The sequence below is a fragment of the Paeniglutamicibacter sp. NPDC091659 genome, from assembly GCF_044756805.1.
GTDB lineage: Bacteria > Actinomycetota > Actinomycetes > Actinomycetales > Micrococcaceae > Paeniglutamicibacter.
The window spans coordinates 105112-123666 of the sequence record NZ_JBIVTO010000006.1 but is presented as its reverse complement, the minus strand read 5'-3'; the positions used below and the strand labels follow the sequence as shown (position 1 = coordinate 123666).

The window sequence follows — 18555 nt, the reverse complement described above, 5'->3', positions numbered from 1 at the left end:
CACTTTAACGAGGAATTAAACTATGGGAATCCGTAAGTACAAGCCGACAACCCCGGGCCTTCGCGGCTCGAGCGTTGCCGACTTCGCAGAAATCACCCGTTCGACTCCGGAAAAGTCGTTGCTTCGCCCGTTGCACAAGACTGGCGGCCGTAACAACACCGGTAAGATCACCACCCGTCACAAGGGTGGCGGACACAAGCGCCAGTACCGTCTGATCGACTTCCGTCGTCACGACAAGGACGGCGTACCGGCAAAGGTCGCTCACATCGAGTACGACCCGAACCGTACCGCTCGCATTGCGCTTCTTCACTACATTGATGGAACCAAGCGTTACATCATTGCACCGAACAAGCTCTCCCAGGGCGATGCCATTGAAGCCGGCCCCAACGCCGACATCAAGCCAGGCAACAACCTGCCGTTGCGCAACATCCCGGTGGGTACTGTTATCCACGCTGTGGAGCTGCGTCCCGGCGGCGGTGCCAAGATGGCTCGTTCCGCAGGTGCCTCGGTTCAGCTGGTGGCCCGTGAGGGTCGCTACGCTCAGCTCCGTTTGCCTTCCGGCGAAATCCGCAACGTTGACGTGCGCTGCCGCGCAACCGTCGGCGAGGTCGGCAACGCCGAGCAGTCGAACATCAACTGGGGCAAGGCCGGCCGTATGCGCTGGAAGGGCGTTCGCCCGACCGTACGTGGCGTAGCCATGAACCCGGTCGACCACCCGCACGGTGGTGGCGAAGGCAAGACCTCCGGTGGTCGTCACCCGGTCAACCCGAACGGTAAGCGTGAAGGACGCACTCGTCGTCCGAACAAGGAAAGCGACAAGCTCATTGTGCGTCGCCGTCGTACCGGCAAGAACAAGCGATAGGAGCCTGGAAACATGCCACGCAGCCTGAAGAAAGGCCCCTTCGTCGATCAGCACCTGTTTGTCAAGGTAGCTGCTGAGAACGAAAAGGGCACCAAAAACGTCATCAAGACGTGGTCCCGCCGTTCGATGATCATCCCCGACATGCTCGGGCACACGATCGCCGTACACGACGGACGCAAGCACATTCCTGTGTTTGTCACCGAGTCGATGGTCGGGCACAAGCTCGGCGAATTCAGCCCGACGCGGACGTTCCGTAGCCACGTAAAGGACGACAAGAAGGGCAAGCGCCGCTAACCCGCAAGGGTTAGTGAGTGCTTAGCACTTCTTCGAGAAGACGAGAGAAGGAAAGCAATGGAAGCCAAGGCAATTGCGCGCCATATCCGCGTGACGCCTATGAAGGCCCGGCGCGTCGTCAACCTGGTTCGTGGCAAGCAGACGAACGAAGCACTGGCGATTTTGAAGTTTGCCCCACAGGCAGCTTCTGAACCGGTGTTCAAGGTTGTTGCATCGGCCGTGGCTAACGCCCGCGCCGCTGCTGATCGCGAGGGAATCGCGTTCAACGAAGACGAGCTGATCATCAGCGAAGCGTTTGTTGACGAGGGTCCGACCATGAAGCGGTTCCAGCCGCGTGCTCAGGGTCGCGCATACCAGATCAAGAAGCGCACGAGCCACATCACTGTGGTCGTCGCAACCCCTAAGAAGGGTGGGGAAAAGTAAATGGGACAGAAGGTTAACCCGCACGGGTTCCGCCTCGGTATCACCACGGACCACGTTTCGCACTGGTTCGCTGATTCCACCAAGGTCGGCCAGCGATACAAGGACTTCGTAAAAGAAGACATCCGTATCCGCGAACTGATGACCACCGGCATGGAACGCGCCGGCATCGCACGCGTCGAGATCGAACGTACTCGCGATCGTGTTCGTGTGGATATCCACACCGCACGTCCGGGCATCGTTATCGGTCGCCGCGGCGCCGAAGCCGATCGCATCCGTGGCGAGCTTGAAAAGCTCACCCAGAAGCAGGTTCAGCTGAACATCCTCGAGGTTAAGAACCCCGAGATCGAAGCTCAGCTTGTTGCACAGGGCATCGCCGAGCAGCTTGCTTCGCGTGTGGCTTTCCGCCGCGCGATGAAGAAGGCAATGCAGTCGGCAATGCGCGCAGGTGCCAAGGGCATCCGCGTACAGTGCTCGGGTCGACTTGGCGGTGCAGAAATGTCCCGCAAGGAGTTCTACCGCGAAGGTCGTGTGCCGCTGCACACCCTCCGTGCGAACATCGACTACGGCAAGTTCGAAGCCAAGACCACCTTCGGCCGCATCGGCGTGAAGGTTTGGATCTACAAGGGCGACGTAACCTCGAAGGAACTGGCAGCCCAGGCTGCAGCAGCTCCTGCTCGTGGCCGCGGCGACCGTCCGGGCGGACGCCCGGGTGGACGTCCAGAAGGTGGCGAACGTCGTCGTCGCAACGACCGCAACACTGCACCGGAAGCAGCAGCAGCTGCTGAAGCTCCGGCAGCAGGCGCAGAAGGAGGACAGGCTTAAATGCTTATCCCACGCCGCGTAAAGTTCCGTAAGCAGCACCACCCCAAGCGGAGTGGCGCAGCATCGGGCGGTACCACGGTAGCTTTCGGCGAGTACGGTATCCAGGCGCTTACACCGGCCTACGTTACCAACCGCCAGATCGAAGCTGCTCGTATCGCCATGACCCGCCACATCAAGCGTGGCGGTAAGGTCTGGATCAACATTTATCCGGACCGTCCGCTGACCAAGAAGCCTGCCGAAACCCGCATGGGTTCCGGTAAGGGTTCGCCGGAATGGTGGGTCGCAAACGTAAAGCCGGGACGAGTTCTCTTTGAACTCTCCGGTGTCAGTGAAGAGGTAGCACGCGAGGCATTGCGCCTGGCAATCCACAAGCTGCCGTTGAAGGCACGCATTGTGCGTCGCGAAGGTGGTGAATAAGGAATGGCAATCGGATCCAAGGATCTAGCAACCGAAGCACTGGACGGCTTTGATAACGCCCGTCTGGTCGAGGAGCTTAAGAAGGCCAAGGAGGAGCTTTTCAACCTCCGTTTCCAGTCGGCCACCGGTCAGCTTGAATCGCATGGCAACCTGAAGACTGTCAAGCGCGATATCGCTCGTATCTACACGGTACTGCGTGAACGCGAGCTGGGCATTCGTGCAGATGTTGTTGTCCCGGTAGAAGAAGCCCCGAAGGCCAAGAAGTCTTCGAAGAAGGCCGAAGCTGCTGAAGCAACTGAGGAAGCCAAGTAATGAGCGAGAAGGAGAACGTCGTGGATGCAGCTTCAGAGCGCAACGACCGCAAGACCCTCCGCGGGTACGTGGTTTCCGACAAGATGCAGAAGACCATCGTCGTTGACGTTGAGGACCGTGTTAAGCACGCCCTCTACGGCAAGGTCATGCGTCGTAACAAGAACGTGAAGGCTCACGACGAAGAGAACATTGCCGGCATCGGCGACCTCGTTCTCATCGCCGAGACCCGTCCGCTGTCCGCTGACAAGCGGTGGCGCCTGGTAGAGGTCATCGAAAAGGCTAAGTAAGCTTTTTGAACCTCGACGCTTAGCGTTGCTGCGCACCCCTTCAACGGGGTGCGTGGCGTTTTCCGAGACCCGAAATCCTGTGCTATGCACACGATTTCGGGTCTCGGCCTTTTTAACGTAGACTAGATAACCTGTGCGCGTTGCATTTGGAGACTATCCACCTCAAGCGCCACGCATAGTGCACTCGGACAGGCGTTTACGGGCCCGAAGGTTTGTGCGGCATAGCTCTCGGCTAACGCCTCGGCCCTGCTTCCCCAGCATGAAATCCAGCCACCGCTTTGCGGTGCGGATGGAAGTGTTTGGAGGTGGGGGTAAGTGAAGGCTGGGATGGACCATATCCGTTCCGCAAGGCTCCCTAGGAGAACCAGCGAGACGACAGGAGTGAAAAGTGATTCAGCAGGAATCGCGACTGAAGGTTGCCGATAACACCGGTGCTAAGGAAATCCTTACCATTCGTGTTCTCGGTGGCTCTGGCCGTCGCTACGCAGGTATTGGCGACATTATTGTCGCCACCGTCAAGGATGCTATCCCTGGCGGAAACGTAAAGAAGGGTGACGTCGTCAAGGCTGTCATCGTTCGCACCAAGAAGGAGCGCCGTCGTGCAGACGGTTCCTACATCAAGTTCGACGAGAACGCAGCTGTCATCCTCAAGGCTGACGGCGAGCCCCGCGGTACCCGTATTTTCGGTCCGGTGGGTCGTGAGCTTCGCGACAAGAAGTTCATGAAGATCGTTTCCCTGGCTCCGGAGGTACTGTAACCATGGGTGCAAAGATTAAGAAGGGTGACCTTGTTCAGGTCATCGCCGGTTCCGACCGCAACAAGCAGGGCAAGGTGCTGAAGGTATTCCCGGCAGCACAGCGCGTGATTGTTGAAGGCGTCAACCGCGTCACCAAGCACACCAAGGCCGGTCAGACCGAGCGTGGCACGCAGACTGGTGGCATTGAGGTCGTTGAGGCCCCAATCCACGTCTCGAACGTGGCAATCGTTGATCCGGAAACCAAGAAGCCGACTCGCGTTGGCTTCCGTGAGGAAACCGTAGAGAAGAACGGCGTCTCCAAGACCGTCCGTGTTCGCTACGCCAAGTCTTCCGGGAAGGCACTGTAATGACTGAAGCAGCTGTGAACATCCAGCCACGTCTGAAGACCAAGTACGCCGCCGAGATCCGCGAAGCCCTCACGGCTGAGTTCAACTACGCCAACCCGATGCAGGTTCCGGGCTTGGTCAAGGTTGTAGTCAACATGGGTGTCGGCGAAGCCGCCAAGGACTCCAAGCTCATCGAAGGCGCAGTTCGCGACCTCACCGCCATCACTGGCCAGAAGCCGTTGGTTACCAAGGCACGCAAGTCGATCGCACAGTTCAAGCTGCGCGAAGGCATGCCGATTGGTACCCACGCTACGCTTCGCGGCGATCGCATGTGGGAATTCCTGGACCGCTTGGTTACGCTGGCACTGCCGCGTATCCGCGACTTCCGTGGCCTGAGCCCGAAGCAGTTCGACGGCAACGGCAACTACACCTTCGGTCTCACGGAACAGTCCATGTTCCACGAAATCGATGTTGATTCCATCGACCGCGTTCGCGGCATGGACATCACCGTAGTGACCACCGCGAAGACCGACGACGAAGGTCGTGCCTTGCTCAAGGCACTGGGCTTCCCGTTCAAGACCGCCAACTAGATCAACTACGTTGCAGGTCCGCGCTTGCGCGGAAACCGTAGCGAGGAAGGGCAGAAGCCCAAATGACAATGACAGATCCTGTCGCAGATATGCTGACTCGTCTGCGTAACGCCAACTCGGCTTACCACGACACGGTTGCAATGCCGTCGTCGAAGCTGAAGGTGCGCGTTGCCCAGATCCTCAAGGAACAGGGCTACATCGCCTCGTTCGTTGAAGAAGCAGCGGAGGTTGGCAAGAAGCTGACCATCACCCTGAAGTTCGGCCCGAGCCGCGAGCGTTCAATCGCTGGCGTTCGCCGTATTTCGAAGCCGGGCCTGCGTGTATACGCAAAGTCCACCAACTTGCCGCACGTCCTTGGTGGACTCGGCATCGCCATCCTGTCCACGTCCTCCGGTCTGCTTACCGACCGCCAGGCAGCCAAGAAGGGTGTAGGTGGGGAAGTCCTCGCCTACGTCTGGTAACGGGAAAGGGAGAAAGAAACCATGTCACGTATTGGACGTCTTCCGATCACTGTTCCTGCCGGCGTCGAGCTCAAGATTGATGGCGACGTTGTCTCCGTCAAGGGCGCCAAGGGCGAACTGACCCACACCGTACCCAGCCCGATTGCGGTTGTTCTCGAAGAGAACACCGTAACCGTGTCGCGTCCGAACGACGAGCGCGATTCGCGTTCGCTGCACGGACTGACCCGCACCCTGATCGAAAACATGATCATCGGTGTCACCGCTGGCTACGAAAAGAAGCTGGAAATTCACGGTACCGGTTACCGCGTTGCACTGAAGGGCTCGACTCTCGAGTTCGCCCTCGGTTACTCGCACCCGGTTGTTGTCGAAGCTCCCGAAGGCATCACCTTCGCGATCGACGGCAACACCAAGATCACCGTTTCCGGTATCAACAAGCAGCAGGTTGGCGAAGTTTCCGCCAACATCCGCAAGCTGCGTAAGCCCGACCCGTACAAGGGCAAGGGCGTTCGCTACGCTGGCGAAATCATCCGCCGCAAGGTCGGAAAGGCTGGTAAGTAAACCATGGCTATCGGAATCAAGGGTAAGAGCAAGGCTGCCGCACGCGGCCGCCGCCACCTGCGTGTTCGTAAGCGCATCACCGGCACCGAGCTTCGTCCGCGCCTGGTCGTTAACCGCTCGGCTCGCCACATGTTCGTTCAGATCGTTGACGACAGCAAGGGCATCACCGTGGCGTTCGCGTCCACGCTTGAAGCTGACTTGCGCGCCTTCGATGGCGACAAGACCGCCAAGGCCAAGCGCGTTGGCGAGCTCGTAGCCGAGCGCGCCAAGGCTGCCGGCATCGAAGCCGTGGTCTTTGACCGCGGCGGCAACAAGTACCACGGTCGCGTGGCTGCTGTTGCTGAAGGTGCACGCGAAGGTGGGCTGGCACTGTGAGCGAAGCAACTAACAAGAAGGAAACTCAGGTGTCTGAAGCTACTGAGGCAGTCGAGACTGCTGCTGCTCCCGCCACGGACAACGCCGGCGCTCGTCGTGGCGAAGGCCGTGGACGTGGCGGTGAAGGCCGTGGCCGTGGCGAGGGTCGTGGCCGTGGCCGCGATTCGAAGGACAGCCGCAACGAAGACAAGGACAAGTTCCTTGAGCGCGTTGTAGCTATCAACCGCGTATCCAAGGTCGTCAAGGGTGGTCGTCGCTTCAGCTTCACCGCACTTGTTGTTGTTGGCGATGGCAACGGTCTCGTTGGCGTCGGCTACGGCAAGGCTAAGGAAGTTCCAGCAGCAATCGCCAAGGGCGTAGAAGAAGCCAAGAAGTCCTTCTTCCGCGTTCCGCGCATCGGCACCACCATCCCGCACATGGTGCAGGGTGAAGCCGCTGCAGGCGTAGTTCTCCTCCGTCCGGCATCGCCAGGTACCGGCGTTATCGCCGGTGGTCCGGTTCGCGCCGTCTTGGAATGTGCAGGCATCCACGATGTTCTGTCCAAGTCCATGGGCTCGAGCAACCAGATCAACATCGTTCACGGCACCGTTGCCGCTCTGAAGGCTCTTGAAGAGCCTCAGGCAGTTGCAGCTCGTCGTGGCTTGCCGTTGGACGAAGTTGTTTCGGCGCAGATGCTTCGCAACATCCAGAACCAGAAGGCAGGTGCGTAAGTAGTGGCAAAGAACATTGTCCCTAGCGACGCTACGCTGGTAATCACCCAGATCAAGTCCACCATTGGTGGCAAGCAGAACCAGCGCGACACCCTTCGCTCGCTCGGTCTGAAGCGTATCGGTCACACCGTGACCCGTACCGCTGACGCCGTGACCGTGGGTATGGTCAACACGGTTCCGCACCTCGTAAAGGTTGAGGAGGCGAAGTAATCATGGCTGAAAAAGAAAACGCATTGAAGGTACACCACCTGCGTCCGGCCGAAGGTGCCAAGAAGGCCAAGACCCGTGTGGGTCGTGGTGAGGCATCCAAGGGTAAGACCGCTGGTCGCGGTACCAAGGGCACCAAGGCACGCTACCAGGTCAAGGCCGGCTTCGCCGGCGGCCAGCTGCCGTTGCACATGCGCCTTCCGAAGCTTCGCGGCTTCAAGAACCCGTTCCGCGTCGAGTTCCAGGTTGTAAACCTGGACAAGATTTCGGAGCTGTTCCCGGAAGGTGGCGAGGTCACCGTTGAGGCATTGGTCGCGAAGGGCGCCGTTCGCAAGAACGAGCCAGTCAAGATCCTTGGCTCGGGCGAGCTCACCGTCAAGGTCGACGTGAAGGTCAACGCCTTCTCCTCGTCCGCAGCAGAGAAGATCGTCGCAGCCGGCGGTTCGGCTGTAGAGCTCTAAGCTACTAGGTCTTTTGATCTCATAGCTGAGTGAAGAGGGGTTTCGGGAATTCGGCAACGGATTCCCGGAACCCCTCTTTCGTCGTTTCCGACACGCATCCAGCCGCTGATGGCCGAGGGAGTGCGCCAAATCCCCGCCGAAAATGTCGATCGATTCGGGGATTCATTTCACTTTAGCCGCGGCGCATTTGGTTGGTAACGCTAGTCACCCGGTAGAATCGATAGGTCATCTCCGGGTATCCCGGCCATCACCATTCAGGAGGACGCTTGTTCAGCGCCATTGCCCGGGTATTCCGGACGCCTGACCTGCGACGCAAGTTGTTGTTCACGCTCGCCATTATCGCGATTTACCGCGCCGGTGTTTATATTCCTGCACCCGGAGTGGACTACACAAACGTCCAGCAGTGTCTGGCCGCCGGCAACACCAGCGGCGGTCTCTACCAATTCGTCAACCTGTTCAGCGGCGGAGCCCTGCTCCAGGTCTCGATCTTCGCGATGGGCATCATGCCGTACATCACGGCGTCGATCATCATCCAGCTGCTGCGTGTGGTCATTCCGCGCTTCGAGGAGCTGCACAAGGAGGGCCAGTCCGGCCAAGCGATCCTGACACAGTACACCCGCTACCTGACGATCGCCCTTGGCCTGTTGCAGGCAACGACGCTGGTCTCCCTGGCACGCAGCGGAACCTTGTTCCCCAGCTGCCAGCTGCCGATCGTTCCGGACCAGAGCCTGATCGTGATCATCTTGATGATCATCACGCTCACCGCAGGCACCGGCCTGATTATGTGGATGGGTGAGCTGGCGACCGAACGCGGCGTCGGCAACGGCATGTCCCTACTGATCTTCGTCTCCATCGCTTCTGGCTTCCCGGTATCGATGGGCGCCATCATCAAGTCCCAGGGTTGGGGCACATTCGCCGGCGTCATCCTCGTCGGACTGGCCGTAATTGCCCTGGTCGTGTTCGTTGAACAGTCCCAGCGCCGCATCCCGGTCCAGTACGCAAAGCGTATGGTCGGCCGACGCACGGTGGGCGGAACCTCCACCTATATCCCGATCAAGGTAAACATGGCAGGCGTGATCCCCGTGATCTTCGCTTCCTCCATGCTTGCCCTGCCGGGCATGCTGGTCACGTTCAACACCCGCCAGGACGGAACACTTCCGGGCTGGGCGCTGTGGATCTCGACCCACTTCTCCGGTTCCTCCCCGCTGTACATGGCTGTCTACGCGCTGTTGATCGTGGGCTTCACGTACTTCTACGTGGCCATCACGTTCAACCCGACCGAGGTCGCGGACAACATGAAGCAGTACGGCGGCTTCATCCCGGGCATCCGTGCCGGACGCCCCACGGCCGAGTACCTTGAATACGTGCTCAGCCGCATCACACTCCCGGGTGCCATTTACCTGGCATTCGTGGCACTGATTCCGTTGATTGCATTCGTGCTCTTCAACGCCGATCAGAACTTCCCGTTTGGCGGAACCTCGATCCTCATCATGGTTGGTGTGGGCCTTGAGACCGTCAAGCAAATCAACGCACAAATGCAGCAGCGACACTACGAAGGACTTCTGCGATGACAAGACTGTTGATCATTGGACCGCCAGGTGCCGGCAAGGGCACCCAGGCCGTACGTATCTCGGAGCGCCTCAACGTTGTGGCAATCTCCACCGGTGATATCTTCCGCGCCAACGTCAAGGGTGGAACACCCCTCGGCGTCGAAGCCAAGAAGTACATCGATGCAGGGAACTTCGTTCCCGACTCGGTCACCAACTCGATGGTGCGCGACCGTCTGGCCCAGGAAGACGTCAAGAACGGCTTCCTGCTCGACGGCTACCCGCGCACCAGCGCCCAGGTCGATGAGCTAGACTCGATCCTCTCCGACGCTGGCGTGGAACTGGACGCGGTTCTGCAGCTCACCGCCGATGACGAGGAACTCGTTGTCCGGTTGCTCAAGCGTGCGGAAATCGAAGGCCGCGCGGATGACACCGAAGAGGTCATCCGCCACCGTCTGGGCCTCTACCACGCGGAAACAGCCGTTGTGGTCAACCGTTACCAGGAGCGCGGCATCGTGCGCCTGGTTGATGGAATCGGCGAAATCGATGAAGTCACCAACCGCGTCCTGGACGCGCTGGAACAGAACGCCTAAGCCAAGGCCGTAGGCAAAAAGCCGTGGGGATCCGCACATAGCGTGCAGGTCCCCGCGGCTTTTTGCGATAATAGGGGTAATCAGTCTTCGAAGGGACAAACACCATGGCTTTCGGCCAACCAAAAATCGAGTACAAAACCAACCAGCAGATCCTCAAGATGCGTGAAGCCGGCTTGGTATTGGCCGAAGCCCTGGACGAGGCCGTTGCGGCGGCGCAAATCGGCGTCACCACCGCCCACGTCGATTCCGTCTTTGCCTCGGTACTGGAACGCCACGGCGCCAAGTCCAACTTCAAGGGCTACCACGGATTCCCGGCCACCATCTGTGCCTCCGTCAACGAAGAAGTGGTCCACGGCTTCCCGAGCGAGTACGTGCTCAAGGACGGCGACGTGCTGAAGATCGACGGTGGCGCCATCGTTGACGGCTGGCATGCCGACTCGGCCCGCACCGTCATCATGGGCACCGCCGACCCCGAGGACCAGCGGCTCTCCGATGTCACCCAGGAAGCCATGTGGCGCGGCATTGCGGCACTGGCGGAGGCCCGCTTTGTCGGGCAGATCGGTGACGCCATCGACGACTTCGTTTCCTCGGTGCCTGGCGCACCCCTGGGGATCCTCGAGGACTACGTGGGCCACGGCATCGGCTCGGAGATGCACCAGGCTCCGGACGTGCTGAACTACCGCACCGGCCACCGCGGAGCGCGGGTGAAGCCGGGCATGTGCCTGGCAATTGAACCGATGCTAGTGCGCGGCGATCTCGAGACGAAGGTGCTCGAGGACGACTGGACCGTCGTCACCGTTGACGGCGCACGCGCGTCGCAGTGGGAGCACAGCGTTGCCGTGCACATGGGTGGTATCTGGGTGCTCACCGCGCACGACGGGGGGGTGGCGGGCCTCGCTCCGTTCGGTGTCACGCCGTCCCCGATCGCGCCGTAGCCAAAAGATTTGACGAGTGGGCCAGGGCTCTTGAACCCTGGCCCACTTTTTTCCTGGAGCGCGTGCTGGTGTGCAAGCGGGTGATGGATGGCGGGGCGGCATGCCATTGCGTGTTTCGCCACACCGCTGGCGTCGGTCAAAGCACGGATAGCCCCGGCATTGAACGCGCAGTGCGGTCGCCATCTTGTCCACGCACCGCCCTGGAGGCAGCTCGGCCTCGGTGTTGGTGTGGGCAAACTAACTAAAGTTGGCACCCAAGGGGATTTCCCTTTAAGCCAGCCACCGCGTAGGCTTGACTGTTGGTTGTCTGTTCCTTGGTGCCCAAAACCAATTGTTTTGGTTTACCGGGAGAACTGCGGCCAGAACCATAAACCTGTCGGTGATAAATGTTGCCGACAACAAAAGTTAGCGGAGGATATGGCCAAGAAAGAGGGTGTCATCGAGGTAGAAGGCACCGTATCAGAGGCGCTGCCCAATGCGATGTTCCGTGTTGAGCTGCCCAATGGACACGTTGTGCTTGCAACTATCTCGGGAAAGATGCGTCAGCACTACATTCGAATCCTCCCAGAGGATCGCGTAGTGGTGGAACTCAGCCCGTACGACCTCAACCGCGGCCGTATCGTCTACCGCTACAAGTAAAGACTTTTCATCGTCCAGGTTCCCCTCGGGAATCCGGTCGACGAAGGTAGTTACGCTCCACTGAACCCGTAACCGCAAAAGGAGTAAGCCGTGAAGGTTAACCCTAGCGTGAAGCCGATCTGCGATAAGTGCAAGGTGATCCGCCGTAATGGTGTGGTCATGGTGATCTGCGAAAACCCACGCCACAAACAGCGTCAGGGCTAATTTCCCTCACGGGAAATGCCCTGCGCGTAGTAATGAAATCGGTAGTACAGCATCCAAACGCGCGATGCATCCCTCGGCACGGAGGCCGGGGCCTGGGTAACCAGGATGTACTGCTTAAGACCTCCGCACATCGAAAGGTAGACATAGCATATGGCTCGTCTAGCTGGCGTAGACATCCCACGCGAAAAGCGTGTGATCATTGCGCTCACCTACATCTACGGCGTGGGCAAGACCCGTGCAGAACAGACCATCGCCGAGACCGGGATCAACCCGGACACTCGCGTGAAGGATCTGACCGACGCTGAGCTGGTTCAGCTGCGTGACTTCATTGAAGGCAGCTTCAAGGTTGAGGGTGACCTCCGCCGTGAAGTGGCAGCTGACATTCGCCGCAAGGTTGAAATCGGCTCCTACGAAGGCATCCGCCACCGCAAGGGCCTGCCGGTCCGCGGTCAGCGCACCAAGACCAACGCTCGTACCCGCAAGGGCCCGAAGCGTACTGTCGCCGGTAAGAAGAAGACCCGCTAAATCTAGCGGCCGTCACTAAGCCAAATTTTTCGTAGGAGTAAGAATGCCCCCCAAGACTCGTGGAGCAGCGGTCCGCAAGCCGCGTCGTAAAGACAAAAAGAATATCCCGCTCGGCCAGGCGCACATCAAGAGCACCTTCAACAACACCATTGTTTCCATCACGGATCCATCCGGTGCTGTAATCTCGTGGGCTTCGGCCGGCGAGGTTGGCTTCAAGGGTTCACGCAAGTCCACCCCGTACGCTGCTCAGATGGCCGCCGAGGCCGCCGCAAAGCGCGCACAGGACCACGGCATGCGCAAGGTTGACGTCTTCGTCAAGGGCCCGGGATCGGGACGCGAAACCGCGATCCGCTCGCTGCAGGCTGCTGGCCTTGAGGTTGGGTCCATCCAGGACGTTTCCCCAAGCGCACACAACGGTTGCCGCCCGCCAAAGCGTCGCCGCGTCTAATTGACTGTCTGGCTTTCCTGCCGCCGTGTTCATCATCCTTCGGGTTTTGACACGGCGGCAGGATCGCCACGGCAAGCCAGACCGAACCAGACGAACGCCGACGAGGCTTACGTCGTTTCCACCCCCTGTGTTGCGTCATATAGCGGACGCTCGCCGAAAGGAAATGTAAGTGCTTATTGCACAGCGCCCCACCCTGACCGAAGAAGTCGTAGCGGAGAACCGCTCCCGTTTCGTAATTGAACCGTTGGAGCCTGGCTTCGGCTACACCCTGGGTAACTCGCTTCGCCGTACCCTGCTCTCCTCCATCCCTGGTGCAGCTGTCACCAGTGTTCGGATCGACGGAGTACTGCACGAGTTCACCACCGTAGCCGGCGTGAAGGAAGACGTCACCGAGCTGATTCTTAACATCAAGAGCCTCTCAGTGTCCTCCGAACATGACGAGCCGGTCGTCGCCTACCTGCGCAAGCAGGGCCCGGGCGTCGTTACCGCAGCCGACATCACCCCGCCAGCCGGCGTTGAATTCCACAACCCGGACCTGCACATCGCGACTTTGAACGCGAAGGGCAAGTTCGACATGGAACTGACCATCGAACGTGGCCGTGGCTATGTTTCTGCATCGCAGAACAAGAACGCGGACGCCGAGATCGGTCGCATCCCTGTGGATTCGATTTACTCGCCGGTAATGAAGGTGACCTTCCGCGTGGAGGCCACCCGTGTTGAACAGCGCACCGACTTCGACAAGCTCATTGTCGACGTTGAAACCAAGGATTCGATTGCCCCGCGCGATGCTGTTGCATCCGCAGGCACCACCTTGGTTGAACTGTTCGGCCTGGCACGCGAGCTGAACACTGCCGCTGAAGGTATCGAGATCGGCCCGTCCCCGACGGACGCCGCACTCGCAGCCGACATGGCGCTGCCGATCGAAGACCTCGAATTGACCGTTCGTTCGTACAACTGCCTCAAGCGTGAGGGCATCCACTCCGTGGGTGAACTCGTTGCTCGCTCCGAGGCCGACCTGATGGACATCCGTAACTTCGGTGCGAAGTCCATCGACGAGGTCAAGGCGAAGCTGATCGATCTGGGTCTGGCCCTGAAGGATTCCCCTCCGGGCTTTGATCTGGCCGCACGTGCCGCAGCCATTGGCGACGATGACGTCTACGGTGACGAAGAAGTCTAAGGCTTCTTAGCCACCCGCTACAGAACTTAAACCTTCACACCCGGGCTTGCCCGGGTTGTGGAGGCCACCATATTAGGAGAACACTATGCCTACCCCGCCAAAGGGTCCGCGTCTCGGCGGCAGCGCAGCTCACGAGCGTTTGATGCTCGCGAACCTGTCCGCGCAGCTGTTCGAGAACAAGTCCATCACCACCACGTTGACCAAGGCCAAGCGCCTTCGTCCGCACGCTGAGCGCCTGATCTCGTTCGCAAAGCGTGGCGACCTGGCCTCGCGTCGTCGCGTCCAGGCTGTCATTGCCTCGCGCAGCCGCACCAACAAGTCGATCGTTCACGAGCTGTTCGAGAACATCGCACCGCTCATGGCCGAGCGCCCGGGTGGCTACACCCGCATCACCAAGATCGGCAACCGTAAGGGCGACAACGCTCCGATGGCTGTTATTGAATTGGTAATGGAGCCGGTTTCCCCGAAGCAGGCCGTTGTGAAGGAAGCCGAAAAGGCTGCCGCAAAGGCTGCTCCGGTTGAAGAGGTCGTTGAGACCGAAGCAACCGAAGCTGCAGAGGTTATAGAGACCGAAGCCGCAGAGGAGAACAAGGCCTAGTCCTTGTCTACTCGGCAATAGCTGAATCATTGGCCCGGTGCACTTATGCACCGGGCCAATGTTTTAAGTATTTATCTAAGCCCTCAAGGACGGTTGTCCAAGACTTGATGCCGGCCGAGGGGTATTGGTTTGTGGTTGTCTCCAAGAGCTGCTTGGCAACCGGACGGGGAAAAGGTCAATGAATATTCCGGAGCTGAACATCGCCAACCCGGCCCTTGCGCCGATGGGAAGCGCCGTTGAACCCGCCTTGGTGCGCATGTGCCTTCGCCTGGGATATGACGGCAGCTCGTACAACGGATGGGCGCTGCAGCCGGGCCTGCCAACGGTGCAGGGCATCCTTGAGGACGCCTTGAACATGCTGATTCGGCGCCCCATCAGAACCACCGTTGCCGGACGCACCGACGCCGGCGTCCACGCCCGCCACCAGATGGTCCACTTTGACCTGACCGAGACCGAGTACGCCGGTCTGGCCCGAGGCGCCGCATTGGAGCCCGGATACGCTTTGGTGCGCCGCCTGCGTGGGGTCCTGGGACGCGAAGGCGGAAGCATCCTCGTCCACGAGGCATACAGGGCACCCGAAGGTTTCGACGCCCGCTTCTCAGCGCTGTGGCGTCGATACTCATACCGCATTGCCGATGGCCCGGCCCGGTTCGACCCGCTGACCCGGGCATTCACCATGTGGCACAAGAAGGACGTCGATCTCGACCTGCTGAACGACGAGGCGGAAAGCCTGTTGGGCCGTCATGACTTCCTGTCCTTCTGCAAGCCGCGGGAGCGTGCCACAACCATCCGGACTCTCACCGAATTCAATTTTGACCGAGATGAATCCGGGATCATCGTGGCGCATTTGAAGGCAGACGCCTTCTGCCACAACATGGTCAGGGCCATGATCGGTGCATGCCTGATGGTTGGCGACGGCCGCGAAAGGCCGGGATGGGTTGCACTCAGGTTGGAAGCCGCAGTGCGTGACTCCAAGAACATGCTTGCAGACCCGCGCGCCCTGGTTCTTGAGGAAGTCGCATATCCCGATGACGTGGAAGAAATTGCGATGCGCGCGGAACTGACTCGAACCCGCCGCAAGCCGCACGAGATCACCACCGATCTGCCGGAACTACGCGCAACCAACGAGTAATACATACCGTGCGGTGAGCTGCGCGGGAAACATCCGAGCGGTGATTGAGTTCTCAACACCCTCGGATTACCTGCACTCGTTGCCTCCTCCGGAGAAACGTAGGCGGACTCACGCCACGCGCTTTGGTACACGTGGGGTTAATCCGATAGACTATTGGCTGTTGTGCGTGTCCTTTGTTCGACACAACCTTCTTCGCGTGACGGCTCAGTTGCAGAGCCACTGGTCTGCGGGGATTGCGAACATTCATGGACGGCCGGTCTTTTCAGTCCTCACCTGGCGAACTGGTTACAGCGCATCGAAACACGGCACATTCTAAGGATTGTGGATCTCACAGCCACTTTCCTAAGATGTGCTTGACCAGTAACCAATAAACAAAGGCAATTACAGTGCGTACGTTCACTCCAAAGCCGGCCGACCAGACTCGTCAGTGGCACATCATTGATGCTTCAGACGTTGTACTTGGTCGCCTCGCCGTCCAGGCCGCAACCCTGCTGCGCGGCAAGCACAAGGCTACCTTCGCCCCCCACATGGACATGGGCGATCACGTCATCATCATCAACGCCGAGAAGGTTGCCCTGACCGGCGCCAAGCTCGAAAACAAGCGCGCTTACCGCCACTCGGGCTTCCCGGGCGGCCTGAAGTCCGTTACCTACGCCGAACTTCTTGAGAAGAACCCGGTTCAGGCAGTGGAGAAGGCCATCAAGGGCATGCTTCCGAAGAACTCCCTGGCTGCACAGCAGCTGTCCAAGTTGAAGGTCTACCGCGGTGCCGAGCACCCGCACGCTGCACAGCAGCCGACGACCTTCGAAATCACCCAGGTCGCGCAGTAGCGCTGGGCCCCGAGAAAAAGACTTTAGGAGATTATCGTGGCTCAGAACACTGAAGAGATCACCGAATTCGAGGGTGAAGCTCCGGCTTCGTACACCTCGGAATCCGCATCGGCAGAAGCCGTTGTTGTTAAGGAACGCCCGGCCCTGACCGTTGCAGGCGCAGCTGTTGGCCGTCGCAAGCAGGCTATCGCCCGCGTTCGCGTTGTTCCGGGTACCGGCCAGTGGACCCTCAACGGTCGCACGCTGGAAAACTACTTCCCGAACAAGCTGCACCAGCAGGATGTCAACGAGCCGTTCAAGCTGCTCGAACTGGATGGCGCCTACGACGTCATCGCTCGCATCCACGGTGGCGGCCCTTCGGGCCAGGCCGGCGCTCTGCGTTTGGGCATTGCCCGTTCGCTGAACGAAATCGACCGCGACAACAACCGCGCGCCGCTGAAGAAGGCTGGCTACTTGACTCGTGACGCACGCGTCATCGAACGCAAGAAGGCTGGCCTCAAGAAGGCTCGTAAGGCTTCGCAGTTCTCCAAGCGCTAAATCGCTTGCGTCGGGTTTTCGCCCGACACGAAGGGCCCAGGGATTATTCCCTGGGCCCTTCGGCCGTTAAAACACCTTTGTTGTGGGGAATATCGCTAGCGAATTGGATACTCAGCTGCCGCCGGGGCCTGCACATACCGGCCGCGGGGGAGTTGTGGCCCTATGATGGATGACGATGGCAAGGTTATTTGGGACCGACGGTGTCCGCGGAAAAGCAAACGAACTCTTGACCCCAGAATTGGCGATGGCGCTTTCACAGGCCGCCGCAATGGTGCTGGGGCATGAACAAATAAAAGATGGGCGTAGGCCCATGGCGGTGGTGGCCAAGGATCCCCGGATCAGTGGCGACTTCCTTTCGGCTGCCATCGAGGCGGGGCTTGCCGCGTCCGGCGTCGATGTGCACGAGGCCGGAACACTGCCGACCCCGGCCGCCGCATACCTGGTCGCGGACCTCGGCGCGGACTTCGGCGTGATGATCTCCGCCTCGCACAACCCGGCGCCCGACAACGGCATCAAGTTCCTGGCCCGTGGCGGCAAGAAGCTTGACGACGCGCTCGAAGACGCCATTGAAGCAGCGATGGACAAGCCCAAGTATCGTCCCCTCGGCGGCGACGTGGGACGGGTGACTCGCTTCGCGGATGCCGAAGACCGCTACATCATGCACCTCTTGCAGTCCCTGCCGAACCGCCTGGACGGCATGAAGATCGTCCTGGATTGCGCGCACGGCGCTGCAAGCGGTTGCTCCCCGGAGGTTTTTGCCGCCGCGGGTGCCAAGGTGGTTGTCATCGGTGCCGAACCAGATGGCATCAACATCAACGACGGCTACGGTTCAACACACCTTGAGAACCTGCAGGCAGCTGTGGTTGAACACGGCGCAGACCTGGGAATCGCGCACGACGGCGACGCCGACCGCTGCCTGGCCGTGGACCACGAGGGAACCGTCGTCGACGGCGACCAGATCATGTCAATCATGGCCATGGCCATGAAGGACCTCGGCACGTTGAAGGACAACACCCTGGTTGCCACGGTGATGAGCAACCTGGGCCTCAAGATCGCCATGCGCGAAGCCGGAATAACAGTCAAGGAAACCGGCGTGGGGGACAGATACGTGCTCGAGGGCATGCGCGAAGGCGACTACAACCTGGGTGGCGAACAATCCGGCCACGTGATTTTTGCCGACTACGCCACGACGGGCGACGGCGTGTTGACCGGCTTGCAGATCGCTGCGCGTGTCAATGCAACCGGCAAGACGCTGAAGGAGCTCGCCGGCGCCATGACGGTCTTGCCGCAGATCTTGATCAACGTCAAGGGCGTGGACAAGGCAGCGGCTCCGTCCAATGTGGTGCTTGCCGACGCCGTCGCTGCGGCCGAGGCCGAGCTTGGCGATTCGGGTCGGGTGCTGCTGCGCCCGTCCGGCACCGAACCCGTTGTTCGTGTCATGGTTGAGGCAACCTCACAGTCCGTTGCCGAGGCCATTGCAAAGTCCCTGGCGGATGTAGTTTCGCGAGAGCTTGCGCTCTAGGAAACC

The 18555-nt window shown here is 59.9% G+C and carries 29 protein-coding genes; all 29 read left to right on the top strand.

Annotation, left to right across the window (positions count from 1 at the left end):
- Nucleotides 1-22 precede the first annotated feature (22 nt).
- The gene (gene rplB / locus ACIQLF_RS12600) at nucleotides 23-862 is read left to right on the top strand and encodes a 50S ribosomal protein L2 (protein ID WP_387526437.1); all 840 of its coding nucleotides are present in this window, start codon (nucleotides 23-25) and stop codon (nucleotides 860-862) included.
- Nucleotides 863-874: 12 nt separating this feature from the next.
- Complete coding sequence (gene rpsS / locus ACIQLF_RS12595; protein WP_068731512.1) at nucleotides 875-1156, top strand: 30S ribosomal protein S19; 282 nt, start codon at nucleotides 875-877, stop codon at nucleotides 1154-1156.
- Between the two features lie 57 nt (nucleotides 1157-1213).
- The gene (gene rplV / locus ACIQLF_RS12590; RefSeq protein ID WP_105548304.1) at nucleotides 1214-1579 is read left to right on the top strand and encodes a 50S ribosomal protein L22; all 366 of its coding nucleotides are present in this window, start codon (nucleotides 1214-1216) and stop codon (nucleotides 1577-1579) included.
- Entirely contained in the window at nucleotides 1580-2401 is an 822-nt protein-coding gene (gene rpsC / locus ACIQLF_RS12585; protein WP_209998459.1) for a 30S ribosomal protein S3, read from the top strand. It abuts the gene before it with no gap.
- Nucleotides 2402-2818: a 50S ribosomal protein L16 gene (gene rplP / locus ACIQLF_RS12580; protein ID WP_068731518.1), complete on the top strand. Its 417-nt coding sequence runs from the start codon at nucleotides 2402-2404 to the stop codon at nucleotides 2816-2818. It abuts the gene before it with no gap.
- A gap of 3 nt (nucleotides 2819-2821) precedes the next feature.
- A complete protein-coding gene (gene rpmC, locus ACIQLF_RS12575) occupies nucleotides 2822-3130 on the top strand; it encodes a 50S ribosomal protein L29 (protein ID WP_400298759.1) in 309 nt (102 codons plus the stop codon).
- On the top strand, nucleotides 3130-3417 hold the full coding sequence (rpsQ, locus tag ACIQLF_RS12570; protein WP_209998448.1) for a 30S ribosomal protein S17: 288 nt from the start codon (nucleotides 3130-3132) through the stop codon (nucleotides 3415-3417). The genes rpmC and rpsQ overlap by 1 nt, the downstream gene beginning before the upstream one ends.
- A 388-nt stretch (nucleotides 3418-3805) precedes the next feature.
- Entirely contained in the window at nucleotides 3806-4174 is a 369-nt protein-coding gene (gene rplN, locus ACIQLF_RS12565) for a 50S ribosomal protein L14 (RefSeq protein ID WP_209998446.1), read from the top strand.
- Nucleotides 4175-4176: 2 nt separating this feature from the next.
- Nucleotides 4177-4521 (top strand): 50S ribosomal protein L24, encoded by a 345-nt coding sequence (rplX, locus tag ACIQLF_RS12560; protein WP_400298755.1) that lies wholly within the window; start codon nucleotides 4177-4179, stop codon nucleotides 4519-4521.
- Complete coding sequence (gene rplE / locus ACIQLF_RS12555) at nucleotides 4521-5090, top strand: 50S ribosomal protein L5 (RefSeq protein ID WP_400298752.1); 570 nt, start codon at nucleotides 4521-4523, stop codon at nucleotides 5088-5090. The genes rplX and rplE overlap by 1 nt, the downstream gene beginning before the upstream one ends.
- Before the next feature lie 62 nt (nucleotides 5091-5152).
- On the top strand, nucleotides 5153-5551 hold the full coding sequence (gene rpsH / locus ACIQLF_RS12550) for a 30S ribosomal protein S8 (RefSeq protein ID WP_068731531.1): 399 nt from the start codon (nucleotides 5153-5155) through the stop codon (nucleotides 5549-5551).
- Nucleotides 5552-5572: 21 nt separating this feature from the next.
- Nucleotides 5573-6109: a 50S ribosomal protein L6 gene (rplF, locus tag ACIQLF_RS12545; protein ID WP_400298750.1), complete on the top strand. Its 537-nt coding sequence runs from the start codon at nucleotides 5573-5575 to the stop codon at nucleotides 6107-6109.
- A 3-nt stretch (nucleotides 6110-6112) separates the two neighbouring features.
- Nucleotides 6113-6484 (top strand): 50S ribosomal protein L18, encoded by a 372-nt coding sequence (gene rplR, locus ACIQLF_RS12540; protein WP_387526421.1) that lies wholly within the window; start codon nucleotides 6113-6115, stop codon nucleotides 6482-6484.
- A gap of 29 nt (nucleotides 6485-6513) precedes the next feature.
- The gene (gene rpsE, locus ACIQLF_RS12535) at nucleotides 6514-7194 is read left to right on the top strand and encodes a 30S ribosomal protein S5 (RefSeq protein ID WP_400299191.1); all 681 of its coding nucleotides are present in this window, start codon (nucleotides 6514-6516) and stop codon (nucleotides 7192-7194) included.
- A 3-nt stretch (nucleotides 7195-7197) separates the two neighbouring features.
- Nucleotides 7198-7404 (top strand): 50S ribosomal protein L30, encoded by a 207-nt coding sequence (rpmD, locus tag ACIQLF_RS12530; protein ID WP_209998433.1) that lies wholly within the window; start codon nucleotides 7198-7200, stop codon nucleotides 7402-7404.
- A 2-nt stretch (nucleotides 7405-7406) separates the two neighbouring features.
- A complete protein-coding gene (gene rplO, locus ACIQLF_RS12525; RefSeq protein WP_209998423.1) occupies nucleotides 7407-7862 on the top strand; it encodes a 50S ribosomal protein L15 in 456 nt (151 codons plus the stop codon).
- 266 nt (nucleotides 7863-8128) lie between these two features.
- Nucleotides 8129-9433 (top strand): preprotein translocase subunit SecY, encoded by a 1305-nt coding sequence (gene secY, locus ACIQLF_RS12520; RefSeq protein ID WP_400298745.1) that lies wholly within the window; start codon nucleotides 8129-8131, stop codon nucleotides 9431-9433.
- A complete protein-coding gene (locus tag ACIQLF_RS12515) occupies nucleotides 9430-10002 on the top strand; it encodes an adenylate kinase (protein WP_400298742.1) in 573 nt (190 codons plus the stop codon). Before secY ends, ACIQLF_RS12515 begins: the two co-directional genes overlap by 4 nt.
- Before the next feature lie 104 nt (nucleotides 10003-10106).
- A complete protein-coding gene (gene map, locus ACIQLF_RS12510; protein ID WP_400298739.1) occupies nucleotides 10107-10937 on the top strand; it encodes a type I methionyl aminopeptidase in 831 nt (276 codons plus the stop codon).
- A gap of 417 nt (nucleotides 10938-11354) precedes the next feature.
- The gene (infA, locus tag ACIQLF_RS12505; protein WP_068731548.1) at nucleotides 11355-11576 is read left to right on the top strand and encodes a translation initiation factor IF-1; all 222 of its coding nucleotides are present in this window, start codon (nucleotides 11355-11357) and stop codon (nucleotides 11574-11576) included.
- A gap of 90 nt (nucleotides 11577-11666) precedes the next feature.
- Nucleotides 11667-11780: a 50S ribosomal protein L36 gene (gene rpmJ, locus ACIQLF_RS12500; protein WP_013349661.1), complete on the top strand. Its 114-nt coding sequence runs from the start codon at nucleotides 11667-11669 to the stop codon at nucleotides 11778-11780.
- A 150-nt stretch (nucleotides 11781-11930) separates the two neighbouring features.
- Nucleotides 11931-12305, top strand: coding sequence for a 30S ribosomal protein S13 (gene rpsM, locus ACIQLF_RS12495; protein ID WP_071212955.1), 375 nt, complete (start codon nucleotides 11931-11933; stop codon nucleotides 12303-12305).
- Between the two features lie 43 nt (nucleotides 12306-12348).
- Nucleotides 12349-12753 carry a 30S ribosomal protein S11 gene (rpsK, locus tag ACIQLF_RS12490; protein WP_209998414.1) on the top strand — a complete coding sequence of 135 codons (405 nt, stop codon included), beginning with the start codon at nucleotides 12349-12351 and terminating at the stop codon, nucleotides 12751-12753.
- A gap of 169 nt (nucleotides 12754-12922) precedes the next feature.
- Complete coding sequence (locus ACIQLF_RS12485; RefSeq protein WP_209998403.1) at nucleotides 12923-13930, top strand: DNA-directed RNA polymerase subunit alpha; 1008 nt, start codon at nucleotides 12923-12925, stop codon at nucleotides 13928-13930.
- An 85-nt stretch (nucleotides 13931-14015) separates the two neighbouring features.
- The gene (rplQ, locus tag ACIQLF_RS12480; RefSeq protein WP_400298732.1) at nucleotides 14016-14528 is read left to right on the top strand and encodes a 50S ribosomal protein L17; all 513 of its coding nucleotides are present in this window, start codon (nucleotides 14016-14018) and stop codon (nucleotides 14526-14528) included.
- Between the two features lie 178 nt (nucleotides 14529-14706).
- On the top strand, nucleotides 14707-15660 hold the full coding sequence (truA, locus tag ACIQLF_RS12475) for a tRNA pseudouridine(38-40) synthase TruA (RefSeq protein WP_400298729.1): 954 nt from the start codon (nucleotides 14707-14709) through the stop codon (nucleotides 15658-15660).
- Between the two features lie 386 nt (nucleotides 15661-16046).
- Nucleotides 16047-16490, top strand: a complete 444-nt coding sequence (gene rplM, locus ACIQLF_RS12470) for a 50S ribosomal protein L13 (protein ID WP_209998382.1) — start codon at nucleotides 16047-16049, stop codon at nucleotides 16488-16490.
- 36 nt (nucleotides 16491-16526) lie between these two features.
- The gene (gene rpsI / locus ACIQLF_RS12465) at nucleotides 16527-17027 is read left to right on the top strand and encodes a 30S ribosomal protein S9 (RefSeq protein WP_387526397.1); all 501 of its coding nucleotides are present in this window, start codon (nucleotides 16527-16529) and stop codon (nucleotides 17025-17027) included.
- A gap of 175 nt (nucleotides 17028-17202) precedes the next feature.
- Nucleotides 17203-18549: a phosphoglucosamine mutase gene (gene glmM, locus ACIQLF_RS12460; protein ID WP_400298725.1), complete on the top strand. Its 1347-nt coding sequence runs from the start codon at nucleotides 17203-17205 to the stop codon at nucleotides 18547-18549.
- Nucleotides 18550-18555 lie beyond the last annotated feature (6 nt).